Below are 21,387 nucleotides of genomic sequence, written 5' to 3'. Positions count from 1 at the left end.
GTGAATAACTATATGAAAAAAATTAAATTTACTTTAGTATCTTTTACACTTTTACTTATGCTTTTAACCGGTTGTTCGAAAGAAGCAGAAACTACGGTAACTTCAACGACAAAAAATTCCGAACAAACAACTGTAGTTCAGCAAGCCCAAAAATCTTCTGAAAATAAATATGGAAGTTATGACGAAGAGGACTTTGATGAAAGCTACGATGAAACAACTGCAACAAAAATTGAACTAAGTGATTCTGGAAGTACAATTGATGGAGATGGCGCATCAGAAAAAGACAAAACGATTTCAATCACAGCCGGGGGCACTTATGTTATTTCCGGGAATTATCAAGGTCAGATTAAAGTTAGTGCAAATGATGAAACAGTTCATATAGTGCTGAAAAATGCTACAATCACAAACGCTTCTTCTTCAGCGATCTATGTCGAACAAGCAAAAAAAGTGATTACAACATTAGCTGAGGGAACAAAAAATAGTTTATCTGATGGAACAGATTATGTTTTTGCTTCAGCAGATGAAACCGAGCCAGATGCAGCCTTCTTCAGTAAAGATGATCTAACAATTAATGGATCAGGTTCATTAGATGTAAATGGTAATTATAACAACGGGATTCGCAGTAAAGATGATTTAGTTATCGCGAATGGAACCATTAATGTTACTGCCAAAAATAATGCTATTAAAGGAAAAGACTCGATATCAATTGCAGCTGGTACATTCACTTTAAAGACAACGGAAGGTGATGGCATTCAAGCAAATAATAGTACTGATGCGGAAAAAGGTTGGATTGCGATTGATGGCGGTACATTCTCAATTCAATCAGGCAACGATGGTATTCAAGCAGAAACCAATTTATCAATTGCTACAGCAAAAATAAATATTCAGACAGCAGATGGCTACGACGATCAAACCATTGATACGACAGCGAGTTACAAAGGTTTGAAAGCATCAGGAAATATTGTTGTAGATGATGGAACATTTGATCTAAATACTGCTGATGATGCAATTCATTCAAATGCTGCAGTTACCATTAATAATGGTACTTTTTCTTTAGCCAGTGGAGATGATGGTATCCATGCAGATACAGATTTAGTTATTAATAATGGGAAAATTGACGTAACGAACTCCTATGAAGGATTGGAAGGATCCACCATCACAATTAATGATGGCGATATTTCAGTACAAGCATCGGATGATGGAATCAATGCTGCTGGTGGAAGCTCAGGTGAAACGGATCAAGAAGGACAATTCGGTGCTGATTCATTTGGCGGACCCGGAGGCGGTGGTGATAGTAGCAAATTTATTGAGATAAATGGCGGTACAACTTATGTAAATGCTGACGGAGATGGCGTTGACAGCAATGGTGATATTCGAATGACTGCAGGAACATTAATCGTGAACGGACCAACGGATAATGGCAATGGCGCCCTTGATTATGACGGCACATTTACAATGGACGGTGGTACATTTATCGCAAGTGGAAGTTCTGGTATGGCAATGAGTGCCAGCGATGCATCCTCACAAGCAGCTCTTAGTCTGTTTTTCAATGAAACACAAAAGGCAGGTACGATGATAAACCTTAAAAATGAAGCAGGAGAAACAATTGTCTCATTCGCGCCAGAAAAAGACTTTTCGCACATTGCTATTAGTTCACCAGAATTGAAAGTAGGGGAAACAATCACACTTTCAAGTGGTGGGCAAGACTCAGGGTCTGAGAAAAATGGACTATACACTGGTGGAGCCTATACAAATGGGACTGAACTGGCTAAAATTTCAATCAATAATATTTTGACCTCCGTAGATCAAACTGGTGCTGAAGTTGACGGTAGTCAAATGGGTGGTCCAGGAGGGCAAGGACCCAGATAATAGATTTTCATTGCCTTAATGACTAGTTTATTGATAAGATAGACATATAAAATAGATTGAGGTGGTCGTATGTCAAAAAGAGTTATTATTACGCATTTTGAAGTAGAAAGTCAAGCTTATCAAGCATTTTCAGAAATAAAAAAATTGTACGCAGAAAGACAAATTAAAGGGGAACAAATGGCTGTTGTGACACATGTGAACGACGGTGCTCATCAATTTAAAATCGATGATTTCTTGGATTTTACTGGTAACAATCACACGGCTAAAAGTAGTATGATTGGGATGTTAGTCGGTATTTTAGGTGGTCCCTTAGGAATCTTACTTGGCTGGTTTGCCGGCAGTATATTCGGCGCTTCTCAAGATGCAAAAGAAATTCAAGGTGCTCAAACTGTGTTTGAACATGTGACTAAACAAATCGGTGAAGGTGAAACAGGATTAATTTTAATTGCTGAAGAAGACGATAATAGACCCTTAAATCAGTTAATCATGAATGAATTAGGCGGAGAAATCACTCGTTTGGACTTTGATGATGTTGAAAAAGAAATCACAGACGCCAAAGATGTCGAAAAAGAAACGAAAGACTCAGCTGAAAAATCTTGGAAAAATAAAAAACAAGATACTAACGACGCTTCAGAAAATGAATAAAAAAGAATATTGACTATTTTAGAAGACGTGACAAAGAATTTATTTCTGATCGTCTTCTTTTTGATTATAAGGATGGGAAAGCATATGTTAAAAATACTATTAGTAGAAGATGATGAAATATTATCAGACAGTATCCTAGAGATTTTATCTGAAATTGGCGAAGTTGTTCAAGTTTATGATGGAGAAGAAGCATTATATGAAGGCGAGCGTGAAATTTACGATGTCATTGTATTGGATCTAATGCTGCCTTTGATGAACGGAGAACAAGTCTTAATGGCCTTAAGAAAGAAAAATATATTTACACCCGTTTTGATTTTAACGGCTAAAGATGCTTTAGAAGACAAAGTGAATGGATTTAAAAATGGCGGAGATGATTATTTAACAAAGCCATTTCATCGTGAAGAACTAATATTACGTGTCCAAGCACTTGTTCGCCGCTCTTTGGGAATGAAAGGTAAAAATGAACTTGTTGTAAATGATTTATGTGTAGATCTAGACAATCACCAAGTTCGTTTTAAAGAAAATGAAATCAATCTTCAGGGCAAAAAATTTGATCTGCTTTTATACCTGATGCAAAATCAGGGACGAATTATTACTAAAGATCAGTTATTTGATCGGATTTGGGGGTTTCAATCTGACACGACATTAACCGTTGTCGAAGTCTATATGAGTAATCTGAGAAAAAATTTAAAACCATTCGGTGTGGATCGCTGGATTAAAACGTTGAGAAATGTAGGTTATCTATTTGAAATTCCGGAAGGAGGGTCCGATGAATAAACAACTAAGTAAAAAACAACGCTTTAATTATTTTGCTATTAATTTAATCTCATTTGCCAGTATTTTTTTAATTCTTGGACTAATTGTTTTTAAATTGGTGCAAACCTCCATTTACGAATCTGTGGATCATGACTTACAAAGGCTTTCTACTGACGAACAATTTATTCAACGTCAATTATTGAAACCAGAGCGACTTCAGGGAACAAGTCCGCAAATTGGCAAATTCGATTCACCACCACCTAATAATTTTCAGCAGCAAGTAATTCTTTGGTCTGCATCAGGTGAGATTCTCAATGAATCAGAATTGGGTTCACGTTTGTATGATTTCCAAAATTTAAAACTTTCAACTGAAGATTTAAACAAAATTGTCAGTGTTCAAACCAAAGACAGCAATGATCGCTCACTGCAATTTCGTTCAGTAACGATACCTGTTGAGTCTCAGAATAGCGTTGCCTATATTCAAATGCTGATAAACACAGATCCGATCAAGGGTACGGTCAATCAATTTAAACAGATTCTGATTATCTGCATGATGGTTTTTGGCTTACTATCTATTGCACTAAGTTATTTTTTATCGAAATGGTTTATGAAACCTATTTTAGTTTCTTGGAAAAAACAACAAGAATTTGTTGAAAATGCTTCACATGAGCTTAGAACACCGTTAACTATTATTCAAGCAAAATTAGAAAAATTATTTACCAAACCCAACCATACTATTTTAGAAGAATCTGAAACAATTGCTTTATCATTGGATGAAGTACAACGCTTAAGTCAGTTAACAAGTGATTTACTTTTACTAGCTCGTTCGGATTCAAATGCACTAACTTTAGAAAAAGAACCAGTTAAAATCAATGCTTTTTTAAACAATGTTTTAGTGCCTTATCAAGAATTAGCTATTGCTGAAAATAAAGAGTTTGTCATCGATTTAGGTGAAGAACAACAATTAATACTGGACAGAAAAAGAATTCATCAGTTGTTAATTATTTTATTAGATAATGCATTAAAGTATACAGCAACAAATGAAAAAATTATGGTTTTATCAACGGTAAAAAATAGTGAATGGGAACTTAAGATTATTGATACAGGAATTGGAATAGTAGAAGATAAAAAAGCAGCTGTCTTTGAACGATTTTATCGAGGTGAAGGGTCAAGGAATCGAAAGACAGGCGGATATGGTATTGGCTTAGCGATTGCCAAATGGATTGTTGATGAACATCAAGGGAAAATCGAATTGGCAGATACTTCACCGAAAGGAACAACAGTTATTTTACGTTTTCCAATAAAATAATTTATATTTGCTAAAGCAGCCACTTTCTTCTAAAATAAGAAAGAAGATAAAAGAAAGTTAGGTAGCCAATGGAATTACAATTTTTAGGTACAGGTGCTGGGGTTCCAGCAAAACATCGTAACGTGAGCGGGATTGCTCTAAAACTATTAGACGAAAGAAATGCCGTCTGGTTATTTGATTGCGGCGAAGGAACACAATTACAAATTTTGAAAAGTAATATTCGTCCAAGAAAGATTGAAAAAATCTTTATTACCCATTTACATGGTGATCATATTTTTGGTTTACCAGGTTTATTAAGCAGTCGATCTTTTCAAGGCGGCAATGAAAAACTCGAACTTTATGGCCCCGTTGGAATCGCTGATTTTGTCAGAACGTCTTTAAAAGTTTCGCAAACGAAGCTTTCATATGAACTGAAAATTATTGAACTATCACAGCCGGGCATCGTATTTGAAGACAAACAATTTACTGTCTCTTATTTACCGTTAGATCATGGTATTATAAGTTTTGGTTATAGAATTGTAGAAGCGGATCATGAAGGACAGCTGCAAGTTGAAAAATTAGCGGAATTAAATATTCCTTCCGGTCCCATTTATGGAAAAATCAAACGTGGAGAAACTGTTGAATTACCTGATGGGCGTGTTATTGATGGAAAAGAATTTGTGGGTGAGAAAAAAGCTGGTAGAATCGTGACAATTCTTGGTGATACTAGAAAAACCAAAAATAGTGCGAAACTTGCCCAAAATGCGGATGTCTTAGTCCATGAAAGTACATTTAATAAAGATGAAGAGAAGATGGCAAAAGCTTATTATCATTCGACTAGTCATCAGGCAGCTCAAGTTGCGCGGGATGCTAATGTATCAAAACTCATACTCACCCATATTAGTGCTCGTTATTTAACAGGCGATATCATTCATTTAGAAGATGAAGCAAAAGAAATTTTTTCTAATACAAAAGTTGTGAAAGATATGGAAATTATAGATATTCCATTTAAAGTTGAATAGGGGGAAAGAGCTTATGTATCTTAATCAGGATTTAACAGATAAAATTGTGGTAGTAACTGGAGGTTCTGCTGGATTAGGTGAGCAGATTTGTTACGAAGCAGCTAAAAAAGGCGCTATTGTTGTTGTATGTGCTAGACGGATTAATTTAATTGGTAAAGTTAAAGAGAAATGTGAAGAATTAAGCGGGAAGCCAGCATTTTCGTTTCAATTAGATATTGCAGACCCAGAAAATGTTGAACATATTTTTCAGAAAATTTTAGCTGAAGCTGGTCCAATTGATGTATTGGTTAACAATGCAGGCTTTGGGATTTTTGAAAACTTTATTGATACAGATTTATCCGTTGCCAGAAATATGTTTGAAGTGAACGTTTTAGGAATGATGGTTTTCACGCAAAAAGCGGCAATTCAAATGGCAGAACGTGGAACAGGGCACATTATTAATATTGCATCCATGGCTGGCAAAATGGCAACCGCGAAATCTACCGTGTATTCTGCAACTAAATTTGCGGTATTAGGTTTTTCAAATGCTTTACGTTTAGAGCTAAAACCATTAGGAATTTCCGTAACAACGGTTAACCCCGGTCCAATTAAAACGGAATTCTTTGATAAAGCAGATCCTTCCGGCGAATATTTAGCATCGGTTGATTTATTAGTCTTAGAGCCAAATAAATTAGCAAAAGAAATTGTTAATGCTATGGGAACTTTTAAAAGAGAAATTAATCGTCCGCTAATTATGGAAGGTGCGTACCGATTGTATACACTATTTCCGCATTTAGGCGATTTGTTGGCTGGCGGATTATTGAATAAAAAATAAGGAGGGAAAATAAGAATGAAAAATCAATGGCGAGTTATTTTAGGACTTGTTTTAGTGCTAATAATCGTGCTTTTTGCGGTGCTAAACAGTCAAGCTGTACCTGTTAATTTCGGTTTCACTCAAATATCAGGTCCGTTAATCCTTATTATTTTAGGTTCTGCTATTTTAGGGGCTCTAATTGGCTTATTGACATCGACAACAACGATTTGGAAACAAAAAAAGCAAATAAAAGAATTAGCGTCATATAAAGAAGATACAGACAAATCAGCTCAAGAAGAAATAGAAAAAGTTAAACAAAACTATGAAACTAAGTTGACAGAATTACAGGCAAAATACGATGCTCTTGCGCCAATGCCCGAAGTTTCAGAAGAAGAACCTGTCGGCAGTCGCGTGGATCATTTTACTAAGCCAAGGAACGATTAATAACTTTTTCTTTGATTGAGATTATAAAAAAAGCAGATCTAAGATTCGTTGGATTTTAGATTTGTTTTTTTGTTTGGTTTCTTTTAAGATACTTTCTTTAGTTTTTCCCTGTCATTTGATATAATTACTTGGTTAGGAGTGACGTCGTGAAAAAAGCAAAATATACTTGGCAATTACGTGAGAAAACGGAATTATCAGGAGAATTCTCTGAACTATTAACGAATGAAAAGATTAATCCTTTGATTGGACAAATTTTGTGGCATCGTGGAATTCAATCCAATGAAGCACTAGAAACCTTTTTACGTCCAACAATCGATAATTTATACGATCCATATTTAATGCATGATATGGAAAAAGTTGTAACTAGAATTCAAGATGCTATCGCCAATGGTGAAAAAATATTGGTCTATGGAGACTATGATGCGGACGGTATCACCAGTACTACTGTAATGAAAGAAGCGATTGAGTTAATTGGCGGTGAAGTGGAATACTTCTTGCCAAATCGCTTCATTCATGGTTATGGGCCTAATTTAGCGGTTTTTAAAGAACAGATCGAAAATGGTGTACAGCTGATTGTCACAGTAGACAATGGCGTAGCTGGGCACGAAGCAATTGATTTTGCAGCAAAACAAGGAATTGATGTTATTGTAACGGATCATCACGAGTTACCGCCGGAATTGCCAAACGCTTTTGCGATTATTCATCCAAAGCATCCAAAAGGGCAGTATCCTTTTGGCGATTTAGCTGGTGTTGGCGTTGCTTTCAAAGTTGCAACCGCATTGTTAGGTGAGCTGCCAGTTGAATTTCTTGATTTAGTTGCTATTGGTACAATTGCAGATTTAGTTTCACTTACTGATGAAAACAGAATACTAGTTAAAATGGGCTTGGAAATGATTCAAACGGGTGAACGTATCGGTTTAGATATGCTAATTCATTTGGCTGAATTAAAAAAAGAATCCGTTAGCGAAGAAAACATTGCCTTTACGATTGGGCCTAGATTGAATGCTTTAGGCAGGTTAGGTGATGCTTCTCCAGGGGTCGAACTAATGACAACTTTTGATGAAGAAGAAGCCGAGAAAATCGCAAAATATATTAATACTCAAAACGATGAGCGAAAAGAAATTGTTGCGACTATAACCAAAGAAGCATTTGACTTAATAAATACTAGTGATTCAGTTCATATAATTGCTAAACAAGGTTGGCATGAAGGTGTTCTGGGAATAGTAGCTGGTCGAATTATGCAAGATACTGGAAAACCAACGATTATATTGACTATTGATGAAAATAATGAACTTGCCAAAGGTTCTGGTCGAAGTGTTTCTGCGTTAAACTTGTTCGAAGCTTTAAGTGAAATTCGTGAAGACTTTACCCATTTTGGCGGTCATCACATGGCTGCAGGGATGACGTTACCTGTTGAGAATATCGAAAAAATTAAGCTGCATTTAGTTGACTATCTTGAAAAAAATCAAATTGATCTCTCTCAAGGTCAAGAACTACAAATCGATGAATCGCTTTCAGTTTCCGAGGCAACTTTACCATTTATTCAGCAATTAAAAATTCTAGCTCCTTTTGGAACAGATAATCCTGTCCCAAACTTTCTGTTTGAAGATGTAACGGTTGAACAGTGTCGGCAAATCGGAGCTGACAAAAGCCATTTAAAGTTTCAATTAGCTCAAGCTGGCGCTAATTTAGATGCGATTGCTTTTCAAATGGGCAGCCAGGCAGATGAATTGGGGCAAGGGACGACTAGCGTGTGTGGACAACTATCGATTAATGAATGGAACGGTAATAAAAAACCACAGTTAATGGTAAACGATTTTTCAGTAGAAGGTGTTCAATTGTTTGACCTTCGTGGGAAAAATGCACGCCAAAAAGAAATACCAACGTCTAACACATTGTATATTTACTTTAATCCAGACAGTCTAAAATTGATTGAAGATCAAAGTGACAATAAATTACTGTTTAAAGACGTAATTGAGGCTGTTTCCATGATTGAGGCGAGAAAGGTTCAGCAAGTAGTCTTTGTAGATTGTCCAGAAGAGATTGATGTGCTCAGAGAAATTACACAACAAGGCAAGCTAGAACGAATTTATATGATGGGAATTTCTCAAGAAGAAGCTTATTTGAATGGGGCTGGAACGAGAGAACAATTTGCTCAACTATACAAATTTGTGAGACAACAAGAGCAAGTAGATGTCCGGTATAAGCTAAATGCAGTAGCGCAGCATTTAAAGATTCAAGAAAAATTATTAATTTTTATGATTCAGGTGTTTTTTGACTTAGGATTTGTTACAATAGAAAACGGTATTTTAAGAAAAGTTGAAAGTCCAGAAAATCACCCTTTAACGACAAGTAAGATTTATCAAGCTCGTTTGAAAAGAATCAAGACGGAAGAATTTTTGCTTTACAGTGATCGTGAGACTCTGCAACAATGGTTGTGGAATGAGGAGGAAGTAACAAAATGAATTTAAAAGATTATATTGCTAGTATTCCAGATTATCCTGAAAAAGGCATCGTTTTTCGAGATATCTCACCATTGATGGCAAATGGTGATGCTTACCGTGAAGCAACAAAACAGATTGTTGACTATGCAAAAGAAAAAAGAATTGATATGGTTGTAGGACCTGAAGCGCGTGGGTTTATCGTAGGATGCCCAGTTGCTTATGAATTAGGTGTTGGTTTTGCTCCTGTTCGCAAAAAAGGCAAATTACCTCGTGAAACAATCGAAGTGACTTACGATTTAGAATATGGTACAGATACATTAACCTTACACAAAGATGCTATTCAACCAGGACAACGTGTCTTGATCTGTGATGATCTACTAGCAACTGGTGGTACAATTAAAGCTACAATAGAATTGATTGAATCATTAGGCGGTATTGTTGTCGGCTGTGCATTTCTAATTGAATTGATGGACTTACATGGTCGCGATAAAATTAAAGGTTATGAGATTGTAACTTTAATGGAATATTAAAAAAACGACAAGAGCAGGAAATTAAATTCCTGTATCTTGTCGTTTTTTTTAACTTATGGATATTTCCGATAAACATACTGATGATGTTCATTTTTTTTTCTAGTTTGGGTGTATCTTTTTTCATCCCAGAGCATAAACCATATTATAAAAAGAGGGCTAACAATAAGTAAAGCAGATCGTAACCCTAAAGTTCCCAAGAAAATACCAATAATCAAAACAAAAAATAATAAACCGCCACGACGAATAGCTTTCATTCTCATCACCTCATAATTTTTATCGAACAAACGTTTGTATATCTATTATACGAATGTTTGTTCGGTTTGTAAAGAGAAAAAATAAAAAAACCTCCATCTTTTTTTATTTTGCAAAAAGATAGGGGCTCAATTAGTAGCTTTATTGATTTAAGTTAATTTAAGTATAGAACAAAATTGAAAAGAACATTAGCCCGGCACCTAACATAACAAACAAATGCCAAACGACATGCATAAAGCGAACACTTTTTAGGCTGTAAAATGCAGCGCCTAAAGTATAAGAAACACCACCAGCAACCAACAAAGCAGTTCCAGTAAATCCGAGTGAATCATATAAAGGTTTAGCAGCAATCAAGCAAAGCCAGCCCATTATGATATAGATAACTGTCGATACATTTTTGACTGTTTCTTGTTTATGTAAAGTCAATGATTTGTAAACAACTCCGCTAATAGCCATTACCCAGATAAGGACAAACAGCACCCAGCCGAGCCAACCTTTAATACTTAATAAACAAAACGGTGTATAACTTCCCGCAATCAATAAAAATATAGTGCTATGATCAAAAACTTGAAATACTTTTTTTGCCTTGGTAAAAATTAAACTGTGGAATAAAGTGGAAGACAAAAACAAAAGAATTAGCGTCGATCCATATAGCGCATAAGAAACGACATGGACTGCTGAACCAAGTCTAGCTCCTTTTACAAGTAAAATTACCAATCCGGCAATACTTAAGCCGGCACCAATCCCATGCGTGACTGCATTGAGAACTTCATTTAAGATCATATATTTTCTCGAGAATTTTACTTTTTCCAAGAAATCAACTTCCTTCATTTTAATTTGGTGAAAAATAATTCTTTGTCTGTTATACTGTAAACAGACATTTAAGCCTCAAAGATATTTTACCATGAATTGAGGTTGTTTTAAAAGGAAGAGTGATAAAATTATGACAAACGTTAAAATTGTAACCGATTCTTCATGCACGATGGTTAAAAGTGTACGCGATGATTTAAATATTCATATGATGCCTTTATCTGTGATGATTGACGGAGTTGTCTATACTGACGACGATCATTTAGAAGGTGAGCAATTCATGGAGTTGATGAGTAAAGCAAAGGCTTTGCCTAAGACTAGTCAGCCGCCGATTGGAGAGTTCGTTGAACTTTACGATCAATTAGGGGCAGATGGTAGTGAAGTCATTTCTATTCATATGACTAAAGGACTGAGTGGTACTGTTGAAGCCGCTAGACAAGCTGGTAACCTTAGTTCAAGCAATGTTACTGTGATAGATAGTGATTTTACTGACCAAGGTTTATCTTTCCAAGTCATCCAAGCAGCGAAATTAGCTAAAAATGGTGCAAGTGTTGCTGAAATTTTGGCAGAAATTAACCATGTCAAAGAAAATACAAAATTATATATTGGGATTTCTACACTAGATAATTTAGTTAAAGGTGGTCGCATTAGCCGAACGACTGGTTTATTGTCCAATATTTTTAATATGAAAGTAGTTATGGATTTCGACCACACAGAATTAATTCCGATTGCTAAAGGACGTGGGATAAAAACGTTCAATAATTGGTTTGAAGATTTAAAAACTGAATTAAGTAACTTATCAAATGTACGCCAAATTGGTATTTCTCATGCGGATGGTCTAGAAATCGCTAATGGGTTTAAAGAAGGTCTTCAAGCATTGTTCCCAGATATGGATATCCCCGTTTTGCATACAAATCCTGTCATTGCTACACATACAGGTAAGGGCGCATTCGCCATCATGTATTATACAGATTAAGCTTTTTAGCAGATCAACCTGATCTGCTTTTTTAATTTTGTTAAAAATTCTCTGTACAAATGCTGATAAAATTGGCATAATCATACTTATTAAATGTTTATATCCGATTTTATCCAAAATAAAACATAGATTTATCAAATCACCAAGTGCACGTGATTTTAATGAAGTAAAAAGTCTGCAATTGAGACAATGAACTATTTGATTAAGTCATTGTTGTGCTTTGTGATTTTTTTGTAAAGGAAGGGATTTAATGAAAAAATTTTTTCAAAAAAACTGGTCTAGTTTTGCATTATTTTTGCTTACACTTATTGGCATATTCTTCATTTTAATGATTGCTATTCCAAAGGCAAAGCCAATTTTAGGTCCGGGAACGAAACCAGCGACTAAAGTTGAAACGAAAGAGGTCATTCATTACACTGCTATTGGAGATTCGCTGACAGAAGGAATCGGTGATTCCACTAACTCAGGTGGTTTTGTTCCCTTAGTTGCGCGAGATTTACAAGAGCAATATAATTTAAATGGTGTACAAACGGATAATTTTGGCAAAAATGGCGACCGTAGTGACCAAATTTTGAGTCGTATTAAAAAAAATAAAGATATCCAAGAAGGTTTAGCTTCAGCAGATCTTATCACCTTAACTGTGGGTGGAAATGATTTAATGAAAGTTATCAAAGGTGATGTTTTCCATTTAACGAAAGACTCCTTTACAAAACCACTAGCTAGTTATCAAAAACAAGTTGAAAAATTATTAACAGAAATTCGCAAATATAATGCAGATGCACCAATCTATGTGTTAGGTATTTATAATCCCTTTTATCTGTATTTCCCTGAAATTACTGATATGCAGGAAATCGTAAACAGCTGGAATGCAGGAACAGAAGAAGTTGTTGAAGCTGAACATAATGCTTATTTTATTCCAATCAATGATTTACTATATAAAGGTTCTGGTGATGAGGTAGGAATTGTCAGCAGTGAGGGTACGAGTAGCTCTAGTGAGGATCAGAGTATTAAAAATAATGCATTATACGAAGAAGATCATTTTCATCCGAATAATTTAGGCTATCAAATTATGGCGAGTACAGTACGGGATAAAATGGTTGAAACGCAAGATAAGTGGTTAAAAAAAGGAAGTGAGTGAAAAAATGACGAATGAGCCAAATGAAAAAACAGAAATAGAGCAAACGAGTAGAAAAAAACAAAAAGCACCTAAGGATAAAACGCCAACTAATCGGTGGAAAATAGCCTTTCTTATATTAATCGCCGTGATTATTGGAAGTACAGCTTTTGTTTTTATGCGAATTACACAGGTTAGAGAACCCAATTTTAAACCAGTACCAGAGCTTGTTGAAGCGGATGGAACACCAGTAATCGCAGTACAATCAACAAAAAAACAAGTCAATGCCTTAATTGATTTTTATCTTAGTGATTTTCAACAAGGATCAGATATTACCTACAAGTTTTATTTAGAAAATGAAGCAATGCTGAATGGTACTTTTGAAGTCTTAGGGTTTCCAATTCAATTTTATTTATACTTTGATCCCTATGTAATGGACAATGGTAATATTCAATTAAAGGCAAAAAGTTTATCAATTGGCACTTTAAGCTTGCCAATAAAGGAAATTTTGAAGTTTGTTCAAAGAGACTACAAGTTACCAAGCTGGGTAGAAGTAAATCCGGATGAAAGTACAATCTTGTTACGTTTGGATCAATTTAGAATGCAGAATGGTTTATTTATCCGAGCTGAAAAAATTAATTTAGTAGATGATGATATTCGAATGAATGTTTATTTACCAAAGGATAAAGAAGAGACAACAACTAACAGTGAGGAGGGAACGAATTGAGTGAAAAAGCTATTTTTGCAGGTGGTTGTTTTTGGTGTATGATTCAGCCTTTTGATACGCAACCAGGGATTCTCTCAATCATTTCTGGATATACTGGAGGACATGTAGCGAATCCAACCTACGAACAAGTTTTGAGTCATACTACTGGACATACAGAAGCGGTAGAAATTGAATTTGATCCTGAAATTATGGCATATGAAAAATTAGTTGAAATTTATTGGCAGCAAACTGATCCGACAGATGCGCTTGGACAATTTGAAGATCGTGGAGATAATTATCGTCCAGTAATTTTTTACACAAATGATAAGCAGCAGATAATTGCTGAAAAAAGTAAAGACAATTTACAAAATAGTGGACGTTTTACTGAACCAATAGTTACAACGATTGAACCGGCAACTATTTTTTATCCAGCAGAAGACTATCATCAAGATTTTTATCAAAAAGAACCAGAACGTTACGAGCAAGCACATGTGAATCGAGCAAATTTTTTAGAGGAGAATTGGTGAGTTAATGAGAAGAAGTTTTTACCATTACCTAATGACATTGAGAACACCGATAAAAACAACCGAAAGTCAATTTGCCAACGATGCGGCAAAAGATATCCAGTTTCCTAAGCAATCAGAAGATTATCATGAATTGTCTACTTATTTGGAAATGAACGTTGATTATTTACCGAACATGCTTATTTTTGATGAAGTCTGGGAAAAATATCTTGAAAATAATAAATAAAATGGAGTAGGAAAGGCAAAGAAAGCTTTTCCTTCTTTTTTATTCATGGTAAACTGGAACCTACGCAATGATATTTTAAAAGGAAAGAGATGACACTTATGAAAGATAAACGACAAGTGCCTTTTTACCAATACATAGTTTCAATTATTTGTGTTGCATTTTTAGCTGGTGGTAGTTTTTATATCTATTTTGATTATCGCTATAAGCAGCAATTAGCCAATCAACCAATTCAAAGTAGTAACTTAAAAAAAGTTGATGAGCTTTACAACGAAATCGTATCGAACTATGTTGGTGATGTTGACGAAAATAAATTAGTAGAAGGTGCCTTAAAAGGAATGGCAGAAGCCTTGGATGATCCTTATTCTAGCTATTTAAACGAACCAGAAGCAGATGAGCTAGATCAAAGTTTAGCTGGAAGTTTCGAAGGAATTGGCGCAACTCTTACAATGAAAGATGATTTACCCACTGTGGCACAAGCTCCAATTGAAGGCTCACCGGCAGCAAAAGCTGGTATGAAAACAGATGATGTGATCTTAAAAGTTGATAACGAAGAAACACAAGGTAAAACACTTTCCCAAGTTGTTAGTAAAATTCGTGGAAAAAAAGGATCAGAAGTCCGTTTGACTATTCTTCGAGGAACAGAAACTTTCGAGCTAAAACTGATTCGTGATGAAATTCCAATTGAGACAGTTAAAGGTAGTTTGGCTAAACAAGATCCTTCTATCGGCGCAATTACGATTACCTCTTTTGGTCAGAAAACGTATGAAGAACTTCAAGAAACCATTAAGTCTTTAAGAAAAGAAGGAGCAACTTCGTTTATTATTGATGTAAGACAAAATCCGGGTGGGTTATTAAATCAAGTTGAGCAAATGGCTAGTATGTTCCTAGAAGATGGACAGACCATCCTTAAATTCGAAGACAAAAATGGACATACAAGTAAGGCTGTTGCTGGACCCGAGCTAGATGGTGGCTTTAAAGTGACTGAACCAACTGTAGTTTTAGTTGATAAAGATAGTGCTAGTGCCTCTGAAATTTTCGCGGCTGCATTGAAAGAATCTGGTGATAAAAAAATAATTGGTACAACAACTTTCGGTAAAGGAACTGTTCAAACAGTTAAAAACTTAAACGACAAAAGTGAAATTAAATTAACAGTTTTAAAATGGTTAACTCCTAATGGGGAATGGATACATGAAAAAGGTCTAGAGCCTAGCATTGAAGCCGATTATCCAGATTATGCGTACTTTTCACCAATCTCTAGAGAAAAAGTTTTAAAAGAAGGTGATTCGTCAGCTGTTGTGAAAAATGTCAATGCAATATTGAGTGCACTTGGCTACGACGTGAATGCTGACAGTAGTGATTATACAAAGCAGACTAAAACAGCAGTAACAACAATTCAGGCAGCGAATAACTTGCCAGCGAATGGAGAACTAGATAACGAAACTGCGACAGCTATCGAACGAGAAATCGGGAAAAAAATTCAAGAAAATGATCGTGCATACGATACTGCTGTCAAAGAACTACAAAAATAAAAAACAATTATATTTTGCGCTAATTTTACTTTAATTAATATGATGTATTAGTCGCTTTTTCCAATGTTTTTAACTTATAATAGAACTAGAAACTTAAAAAGGGAGAGAACAGGAGTGGAAAAACAGAAAACTTATATCGGCTACTTTATGTTTTTCATGAAAATGCTCATTCCTTCCTTAGTATTATTGTTTATACTAAGAGGTTTTATCTTAATTCCTGTGCCGGTTGACGGCAATTCAATGGAAAAAACACTTAGTCAAGGCGATATGATTTTGATGGAAAAATTTTCGTCTATCAAGCGTTTCGATGTAGTAGTTTTCAAGTTGCCAAATGGAGAAATTTATATTAAACGAGTGATCGGTTTGCCAGGTGATGCCGTGCGTTACGAAGATGATCAGTTATATATAAATGATAAACCAATTGAAGAGCCGTTTTTAGAGAAAAATTTAAAAAAAGATCATGAATCTGTACCTTATACGACGAATTTTAATTTAAGTGATCTAACTACGGAAGAAGTTTTGCCGGAAGATAGTTATTTCGTCTTAGGTGATAATCGTAGAATGTCAAAAGACAGCCGTTCTTTTGGAGCAGTAGAAAGTAAATATATAATAGGCAAAGCACAATTTGTTTATTATCCAATAACTCATATGAAATTTATACCAAGATAGGTGATAGAATGACAATACAATGGTTTCCGGGACACATGGCTAAAGCCAGAAGAGAAGTATCTGAAAAAATTAAATATGTTGATATCGTTTTTGAATTAATTGATGCACGATTACCGCTTTCATCTAGAAATCCGATGATGGATCAAATTGTACAACAAAAACCTCGTTTGATTTTATTAAACAAAGGTGACCTAGCGGATAAAGATCAAAATCAAAAATGGCAGCACTATTTTCAGCAAAAAGGTTACCATACCTTAGTTATTAATGCCCAACAAAATAAAGGCGTTAACAAAATAGTTCCTGAAGCAAAGAAAGCCTTGAAGGAAAAGCTAGATCGTGAACGTTCTAAAGGCTTGAAACCACGAGCAATCCGTGCAATGTGTATCGGGATACCGAATGTCGGAAAATCAACTTTAATGAATCGTCTGGTGGGCAAAAAAATTGCGCAAACCGGCAATAAACCTGGAGTTACCAAAGGACAACAATGGCTTCGTTCAGGAACTGATTTAGAGCTTTTAGATACCCCGGGAATTTTATGGCCCAAATTTGAAGATCAAGAAATCGGTAAAAAATTAGCTTTAACAGGAGCAATTAAAGACCAACTGCTTCATTTGGATGATTTGGCGATTTATGGCTTAAGTTTCTTTGCTCGTTTTTATCCAGAACGATTAATTGAACGTTACCAAGTCACTGAAGAAGATACTTTTTTACCTGCAGCTGAATTGTTAATGCTAATTAGTCAAAAACGAGGCTACCGGGATGATTATGCTCGAGCTAGTGAAATGATTATCCAAGAGATACGTAGTAGCAAATTAGGTCCGTATACACTAGATCGTTGGGAAGAACTAGGAGCACTAAAAGATGAAAACTGAATCAATTCAACAAATTAAGGCAGCATTAGCAACAATAGATATTCGTGAAGATAAACGAATTGAAGACTGGAAAAAAGATGAACGTAGTGGTGTTCAACAAGCCTTGGCTCAGTGGAATCGGAGACTTCAACGTCATGAAAAAGATCTCGCCCTCTTTGAAGAAATGCAGCAATTTGAAAAAAATGCTCGTTCCAAAGGGCATCGACTAATTGTCGGAATTGATGAAGTTGGCCGTGGACCGTTGGCTGGACCAGTAGTGGCTGCGGCAGTCATTCTACCGGAAAATTTTCAATTATTAGGAGTAAATGATTCGAAAAAGCTATCTGCCAAAAAAAGAGATGAGCTCTATGATGAAATCCAAAATCAAGCGATATCGATTGGTATTGGTATGGTAGATCACAATATGATTGATAAAATTAATATCTATCAGGCTTCAAAACTGGCGATGGGGATTGCTTTAGAAGACCTGTGTTTCGTGCCGGATTATTTATTAATTGATGCAATGACCTTAGACGTATCAATTCCGCAAGAAAATATTATTAAAGGTGATGCACGTTCAATTTCTATTGCGGCAGCAAGTATTGTAGCAAAAGTTATTCGTGATAGATTAATGGAAGAATATGCAGTTATGTATCCCGGATATGCTTTTGAAAAAAATGCTGGCTATGGCACAAAAGAGCATTTATTAGGAATTGAAAATCAAGGAATTTGTACTATTCATAGAAAAACATTTGCGCCAATTAAAGATTTGTATTAAAAAATGAAATCGGCCTTTTTTTGCGAATACTTATTCAAACAAGTATTTGCGAAAGAAGGTTTTTATTGTGGAAGAAAAACAACGAGATTTACTTTTTAAACTAGCAGTATGTAATGGTATTGGTAATCTAGGTATGCTTAAAGTCTTAGACTTTTCAATTAGATATAACGATAGCACAGATTTTTCCAAGGAAGAGATTATTCACATAGCAGAAATTACTACGTATCAAAAAATATTCTCTGATTCGTGGGACTATTGGACCAACGCTGATGAAAAATTAATACATTATCAAAAGCAGCATAATTTTATCACAGTAATGGATTCAACTTATCCAGATTATTTGAAGCAAATATATAATTGCCCAGCTTTACTATTCTATAAAGGTAATATTGATTTGTTAAAAAACAAATGCTTGTCATTTATCGGAGCAAGAGCTGCCTCTGTTTATGGTATCAAAGTAGTTCGGCAATTAATCCCAGAGATGATTAAAAATGATTTTACTATTGTTAGCGGCTTGGCAAAAGGGATTGATAGCGTGAGTCATCAGGTTGCTATGCAAAACGGTGGTCAAACAATTGGAGTGGTTGGGACAGGTTTAGATATCTGTTACCCTAAGGAAACAGCACATGTTCAACGAACAATGATGGAAGAACAGCTGGTTGTTAGTGAATATTTAAACGGAACAGGACCTAGAAAATTTCATTTTCCAATGAGAAATCGGATTATTGCTGGTATCAGCTTAGGTACTTGCGTTGTTGAAGCAAAAATAAACAGTGGTTCTTTGATTACGGCTCAAGCAGCCCTTGAATATGGTAGAGAAATTTTTGCTGTACCGGGAAATTTATTTGAAACGCGATCTGACGGTTGTCATAAACTGATTCAAGATGGAGCAAAATGTACAATTTCATCTCAAGATATTTTAGAAGAAGTTCAGTTTTTTTCAATTTAGCTATATCAATCCTTGACAAACTATCAATGAATAGATATGATGAAGTACGATTTGTGAGTTCTCTACATTTTGACATATATAATAGAAGAAACACAAAAACCGAAAGGAGCCACACGTTGAATGGCGTATAAATATCTAGTTATTGTAGAATCACCTGCAAAAGCCAAAACGATTGAAAAATATTTAGGAAAAAATTATAAGGTTGTAGCCAGTGTTGGGCATATTAGAGATTTGCCTAAAAGTAAAATGGGTATTGATATTGAAAATAACTATGAGCCACATTATATATCAATTCGGGGTAAAGGCGATGTTATTAAAAGTTTAAAAACTGCAGCAAAAAAAGCAGACAAAGTTTATCTCGCAGCCGATCCGGATCGCGAGGGAGAGGCGATTGCTTGGCATCTGTCTTTCCTACTTGGGTTAGATTTAAACGATAAAAACCGTGTTGTATTTAATGAAATTACGAAAGAAGCTGTAAAAGCAGCATTTAAAGAACCACGCACAATTAATCTTGATTTAGTTGATGCACAGCAAGCTCGTCGGATTTTAGACCGTTTAGTAGGTTACTCTTTAAGTCCAATTTTATGGAGAAAAGTCAAAAAAGGTTTAAGTGCCGGGCGTGTTCAATCAGTTGCATTGAAGATTATTATTGATCGCGAAAATGATATTCGTAAATTTATTCCTGAAGAGTATTGGAGTATTGACGGCAATTTCCAGAAAGCAAAGAAAAAATTTAAAGCTAATTTCTGGGGACTTGACGGTAAAAAGAAAAAATTACCAAATGCAGAAGCTGTAAAGGAAGTCACTTCTCGTATTGACGGTAAGGAATACGATGTCACAAAAGTTGAGAAAAAAGAACGCAAACGAAATCCAGCATTACCGTTTACTACAAGTAGTTTGCAACAAGAAGCAGCTAGAAAATTAAACTTCCGAACTCGTAAAACAATGATGGTAGCACAACAGCTTTATGAAGGAATCGCATTAGGAAAACAAGGTACAGTTGGTTTGATTACGTATATGCGTACAGACTCGACTAGAATTGCGGATTCTGCTAAAGGTGAGGCAGCTGAGTATATTGAAAAAAACTTTGGATCTGAATTTTCTGCTCACGGGAGCCGCAAAACTAAAAATGCGCAAGGTGCACAAGATGCCCATGAAGCGATTCGTCCATCAAGTGTGTTACGAGCGCCTAATGAAATTAAGCAATATTTAGATAAAGATCAGTTAAAATTGTATTCTTTAATTTGGTCGCGTTTTGTGGCTAGTCAGATGACCCCAGCAGTTTTAGATACTATGAAAGTTACCTTAGAACAAAATGGAGTGATCTTCATTGCTAATGGTGCTAAAGTTAAGTTTAAAGGATTTATGCAAGTTTATGTTGAAGGTCGTGATGATGGTAAAGAAGATAAAGAAAATATTTTACCTGATTTAGTAGAAGGCGATAAAGTTAATGCCTTGGATATCGAGCCGAAACAACATTTCACTCAGCCACCAGCAAGATTTAGTGAAGCAACTTTGATTCGTGCGTTAGAAGAAAATGGCGTAGGACGTCCTTCAACCTATGCACCAACACTTGAAACGATTCAAAGACGTTATTATGTTAAACTAACAAATAAACGTTTTGAGCCAACTGAATTAGGTGAAATTGTCAACTCACTAATCGTTGAATTTTTCCCTCAGATTGTAGATGTTCACTTTACAGCATCTATGGAAGGAGATTTGGATAAAATTGGCGATGGTCAAGAGAAATGGGTAGAAGTCGTTGATCGATTCTACCAACCTTTTGAAAAAGAATTAACTAATGCTGAAGAAAAAATTGAAAAAATCCAAATTAAAGACGAACCTGCTGGCTTTGATTGTGATCTTTGTGGCCATCCTATGGTAATTAAATTAGGTCGTTATGGTAAGTTTTATGCCTGCAGTAATTTTCCGGAATGTCGGAATACGAAAGCAATTGTCAAAGAGATTGGCGTAACTTGTCCAGTTTGTAATGAAGGTCAAGTTATTGAGCGAAAATCCAAAAAGAACCGTCTGTTTTACGGATGTAGCCGTTATCCAGACTGTGACTTTACTTCTTGGGATAAACCAATTGGTCGTCCATGTCCAAAATGTGGTCAATACTTGGTCGAAAAGAAAGTTAAAGGCGGAAAACAAGTAGTCTGTATTAATGGTGACTACGAAGAGAACATTCAAAAATAAAAAAGTAAAAAAC

The 21,387-nt window shown here is 35.4% G+C and carries 22 protein-coding genes; 20 read left to right on the top strand and 2 right to left on the bottom strand.

Annotated features, from left to right (window positions below; genetic code table 11):
* Positions 1 to 12 precede the first annotated feature (12 nt).
* The 9 genes from C240_RS02560 (at position 13) to C240_RS02520 (ending at position 9,791) form a co-directional block, all read left to right on the top strand.
* A complete protein-coding gene (locus C240_RS02560) occupies positions 13 to 1,869 on the top strand; it encodes a carbohydrate-binding domain-containing protein (protein WP_271490631.1) in 1,857 nt (618 codons plus the stop codon).
* Between the two features lie 69 nt (positions 1,870 to 1,938).
* Positions 1,939 to 2,514 carry a DUF1269 domain-containing protein gene (locus tag C240_RS02555; RefSeq protein ID WP_271490630.1) on the top strand — a complete coding sequence of 192 codons (576 nt, stop codon included), beginning with the start codon at positions 1,939 to 1,941 and terminating at the stop codon, positions 2,512 to 2,514.
* Between the two features lie 84 nt (positions 2,515 to 2,598).
* Entirely contained in the window at positions 2,599 to 3,291 is a 693-nt protein-coding gene (locus C240_RS02550) for a response regulator transcription factor (RefSeq protein WP_271490629.1), read from the top strand.
* The gene (locus C240_RS02545; RefSeq protein ID WP_271490628.1) at positions 3,284 to 4,579 is read left to right on the top strand and encodes a sensor histidine kinase; all 1,296 of its coding nucleotides are present in this window, start codon (positions 3,284 to 3,286) and stop codon (positions 4,577 to 4,579) included. Before C240_RS02550 ends, C240_RS02545 begins: the two co-directional genes overlap by 8 nt.
* Before the next feature lie 68 nt (positions 4,580 to 4,647).
* On the top strand, positions 4,648 to 5,580 hold the full coding sequence (rnz, locus tag C240_RS02540) for a ribonuclease Z (RefSeq protein ID WP_271490627.1): 933 nt from the start codon (positions 4,648 to 4,650) through the stop codon (positions 5,578 to 5,580).
* A gap of 13 nt (positions 5,581 to 5,593) precedes the next feature.
* A complete protein-coding gene (locus C240_RS02535) occupies positions 5,594 to 6,394 on the top strand; it encodes an SDR family NAD(P)-dependent oxidoreductase (protein WP_271490626.1) in 801 nt (266 codons plus the stop codon).
* 15 nt (positions 6,395 to 6,409) lie between these two features.
* Positions 6,410 to 6,817 (top strand): LapA family protein, encoded by a 408-nt coding sequence (locus C240_RS02530; protein ID WP_271490625.1) that lies wholly within the window; start codon positions 6,410 to 6,412, stop codon positions 6,815 to 6,817.
* A 146-nt stretch (positions 6,818 to 6,963) separates the two neighbouring features.
* The gene (gene recJ / locus C240_RS02525) at positions 6,964 to 9,282 is read left to right on the top strand and encodes a single-stranded-DNA-specific exonuclease RecJ (protein ID WP_271490624.1); all 2,319 of its coding nucleotides are present in this window, start codon (positions 6,964 to 6,966) and stop codon (positions 9,280 to 9,282) included.
* Positions 9,279 to 9,791, top strand: coding sequence for an adenine phosphoribosyltransferase (locus tag C240_RS02520; RefSeq protein WP_271490623.1), 513 nt, complete (start codon positions 9,279 to 9,281; stop codon positions 9,789 to 9,791). Before recJ ends, C240_RS02520 begins: the two co-directional genes overlap by 4 nt.
* 53 nt (positions 9,792 to 9,844) lie before the next feature.
* On the opposite strand, the gene C240_RS02515 is transcribed toward C240_RS02520, so the two are convergent.
* A complete protein-coding gene (locus tag C240_RS02515; RefSeq protein ID WP_271490622.1) occupies positions 9,845 to 10,045 on the bottom strand; it encodes a hypothetical protein in 201 nt (66 codons plus the stop codon).
* 157 nt (positions 10,046 to 10,202) lie between these two features.
* Positions 10,203 to 10,856, bottom strand: a complete 654-nt coding sequence (gene trhA / locus C240_RS02510) for a PAQR family membrane homeostasis protein TrhA (protein ID WP_271490621.1) — start codon at positions 10,854 to 10,856, stop codon at positions 10,203 to 10,205.
* Between the two features lie 130 nt (positions 10,857 to 10,986).
* Between trhA and C240_RS02505 the strand changes: the two genes are divergently transcribed.
* From C240_RS02505 to topA, 11 genes are all read left to right on the top strand, one after another.
* Entirely contained in the window at positions 10,987 to 11,829 is an 843-nt protein-coding gene (locus C240_RS02505; protein ID WP_271490620.1) for a DegV family protein, read from the top strand.
* Positions 11,830 to 12,079: 250 nt separating this feature from the next.
* Positions 12,080 to 12,967, top strand: coding sequence for an SGNH/GDSL hydrolase family protein (locus C240_RS02500; protein WP_271490619.1), 888 nt, complete (start codon positions 12,080 to 12,082; stop codon positions 12,965 to 12,967).
* 4 nt (positions 12,968 to 12,971) lie between these two features.
* Positions 12,972 to 13,670, top strand: a complete 699-nt coding sequence (locus C240_RS02495) for a YpmS family protein (protein WP_271490618.1) — start codon at positions 12,972 to 12,974, stop codon at positions 13,668 to 13,670.
* Positions 13,667 to 14,176 carry a peptide-methionine (S)-S-oxide reductase MsrA gene (gene msrA, locus C240_RS02490; protein WP_271490617.1) on the top strand — a complete coding sequence of 170 codons (510 nt, stop codon included), beginning with the start codon at positions 13,667 to 13,669 and terminating at the stop codon, positions 14,174 to 14,176. The genes C240_RS02495 and msrA overlap by 4 nt, the downstream gene beginning before the upstream one ends.
* 4 nt (positions 14,177 to 14,180) lie before the next feature.
* Positions 14,181 to 14,399, top strand: coding sequence for a YozE family protein (locus C240_RS02485; protein ID WP_271490616.1), 219 nt, complete (start codon positions 14,181 to 14,183; stop codon positions 14,397 to 14,399).
* A 98-nt stretch (positions 14,400 to 14,497) separates the two neighbouring features.
* On the top strand, positions 14,498 to 15,928 hold the full coding sequence (locus C240_RS02480; RefSeq protein ID WP_271490615.1) for a S41 family peptidase: 1,431 nt from the start codon (positions 14,498 to 14,500) through the stop codon (positions 15,926 to 15,928).
* Positions 15,929 to 16,042: 114 nt separating this feature from the next.
* Positions 16,043 to 16,597 carry a signal peptidase I gene (gene lepB, locus C240_RS02475; RefSeq protein WP_442896567.1) on the top strand — a complete coding sequence of 185 codons (555 nt, stop codon included), beginning with the start codon at positions 16,043 to 16,045 and terminating at the stop codon, positions 16,595 to 16,597.
* A gap of 8 nt (positions 16,598 to 16,605) precedes the next feature.
* Positions 16,606 to 17,469, top strand: coding sequence for a ribosome biogenesis GTPase YlqF (gene ylqF / locus C240_RS02470; RefSeq protein WP_271490614.1), 864 nt, complete (start codon positions 16,606 to 16,608; stop codon positions 17,467 to 17,469).
* The gene (locus tag C240_RS02465; protein WP_271490613.1) at positions 17,459 to 18,226 is read left to right on the top strand and encodes a ribonuclease HII; all 768 of its coding nucleotides are present in this window, start codon (positions 17,459 to 17,461) and stop codon (positions 18,224 to 18,226) included. Before ylqF ends, C240_RS02465 begins: the two co-directional genes overlap by 11 nt.
* A gap of 67 nt (positions 18,227 to 18,293) precedes the next feature.
* Positions 18,294 to 19,175: a DNA-processing protein DprA gene (gene dprA / locus C240_RS02460; RefSeq protein ID WP_271490612.1), complete on the top strand. Its 882-nt coding sequence runs from the start codon at positions 18,294 to 18,296 to the stop codon at positions 19,173 to 19,175.
* Positions 19,176 to 19,295: 120 nt separating this feature from the next.
* On the top strand, positions 19,296 to 21,374 hold the full coding sequence (gene topA / locus C240_RS02455; protein ID WP_271490611.1) for a type I DNA topoisomerase: 2,079 nt from the start codon (positions 19,296 to 19,298) through the stop codon (positions 21,372 to 21,374).
* Positions 21,375 to 21,387: the final 13 nt, after the last annotated feature.

This window comes from Enterococcus sp. 5H, from assembly GCF_028128615.1.
GTDB lineage: Bacteria > Bacillota > Bacilli > Lactobacillales > Enterococcaceae > Enterococcus_L.
The sequence above is the reverse complement of the archived record's forward strand: the minus strand, read 5'-3'. Positions and strand labels throughout refer to the sequence as shown.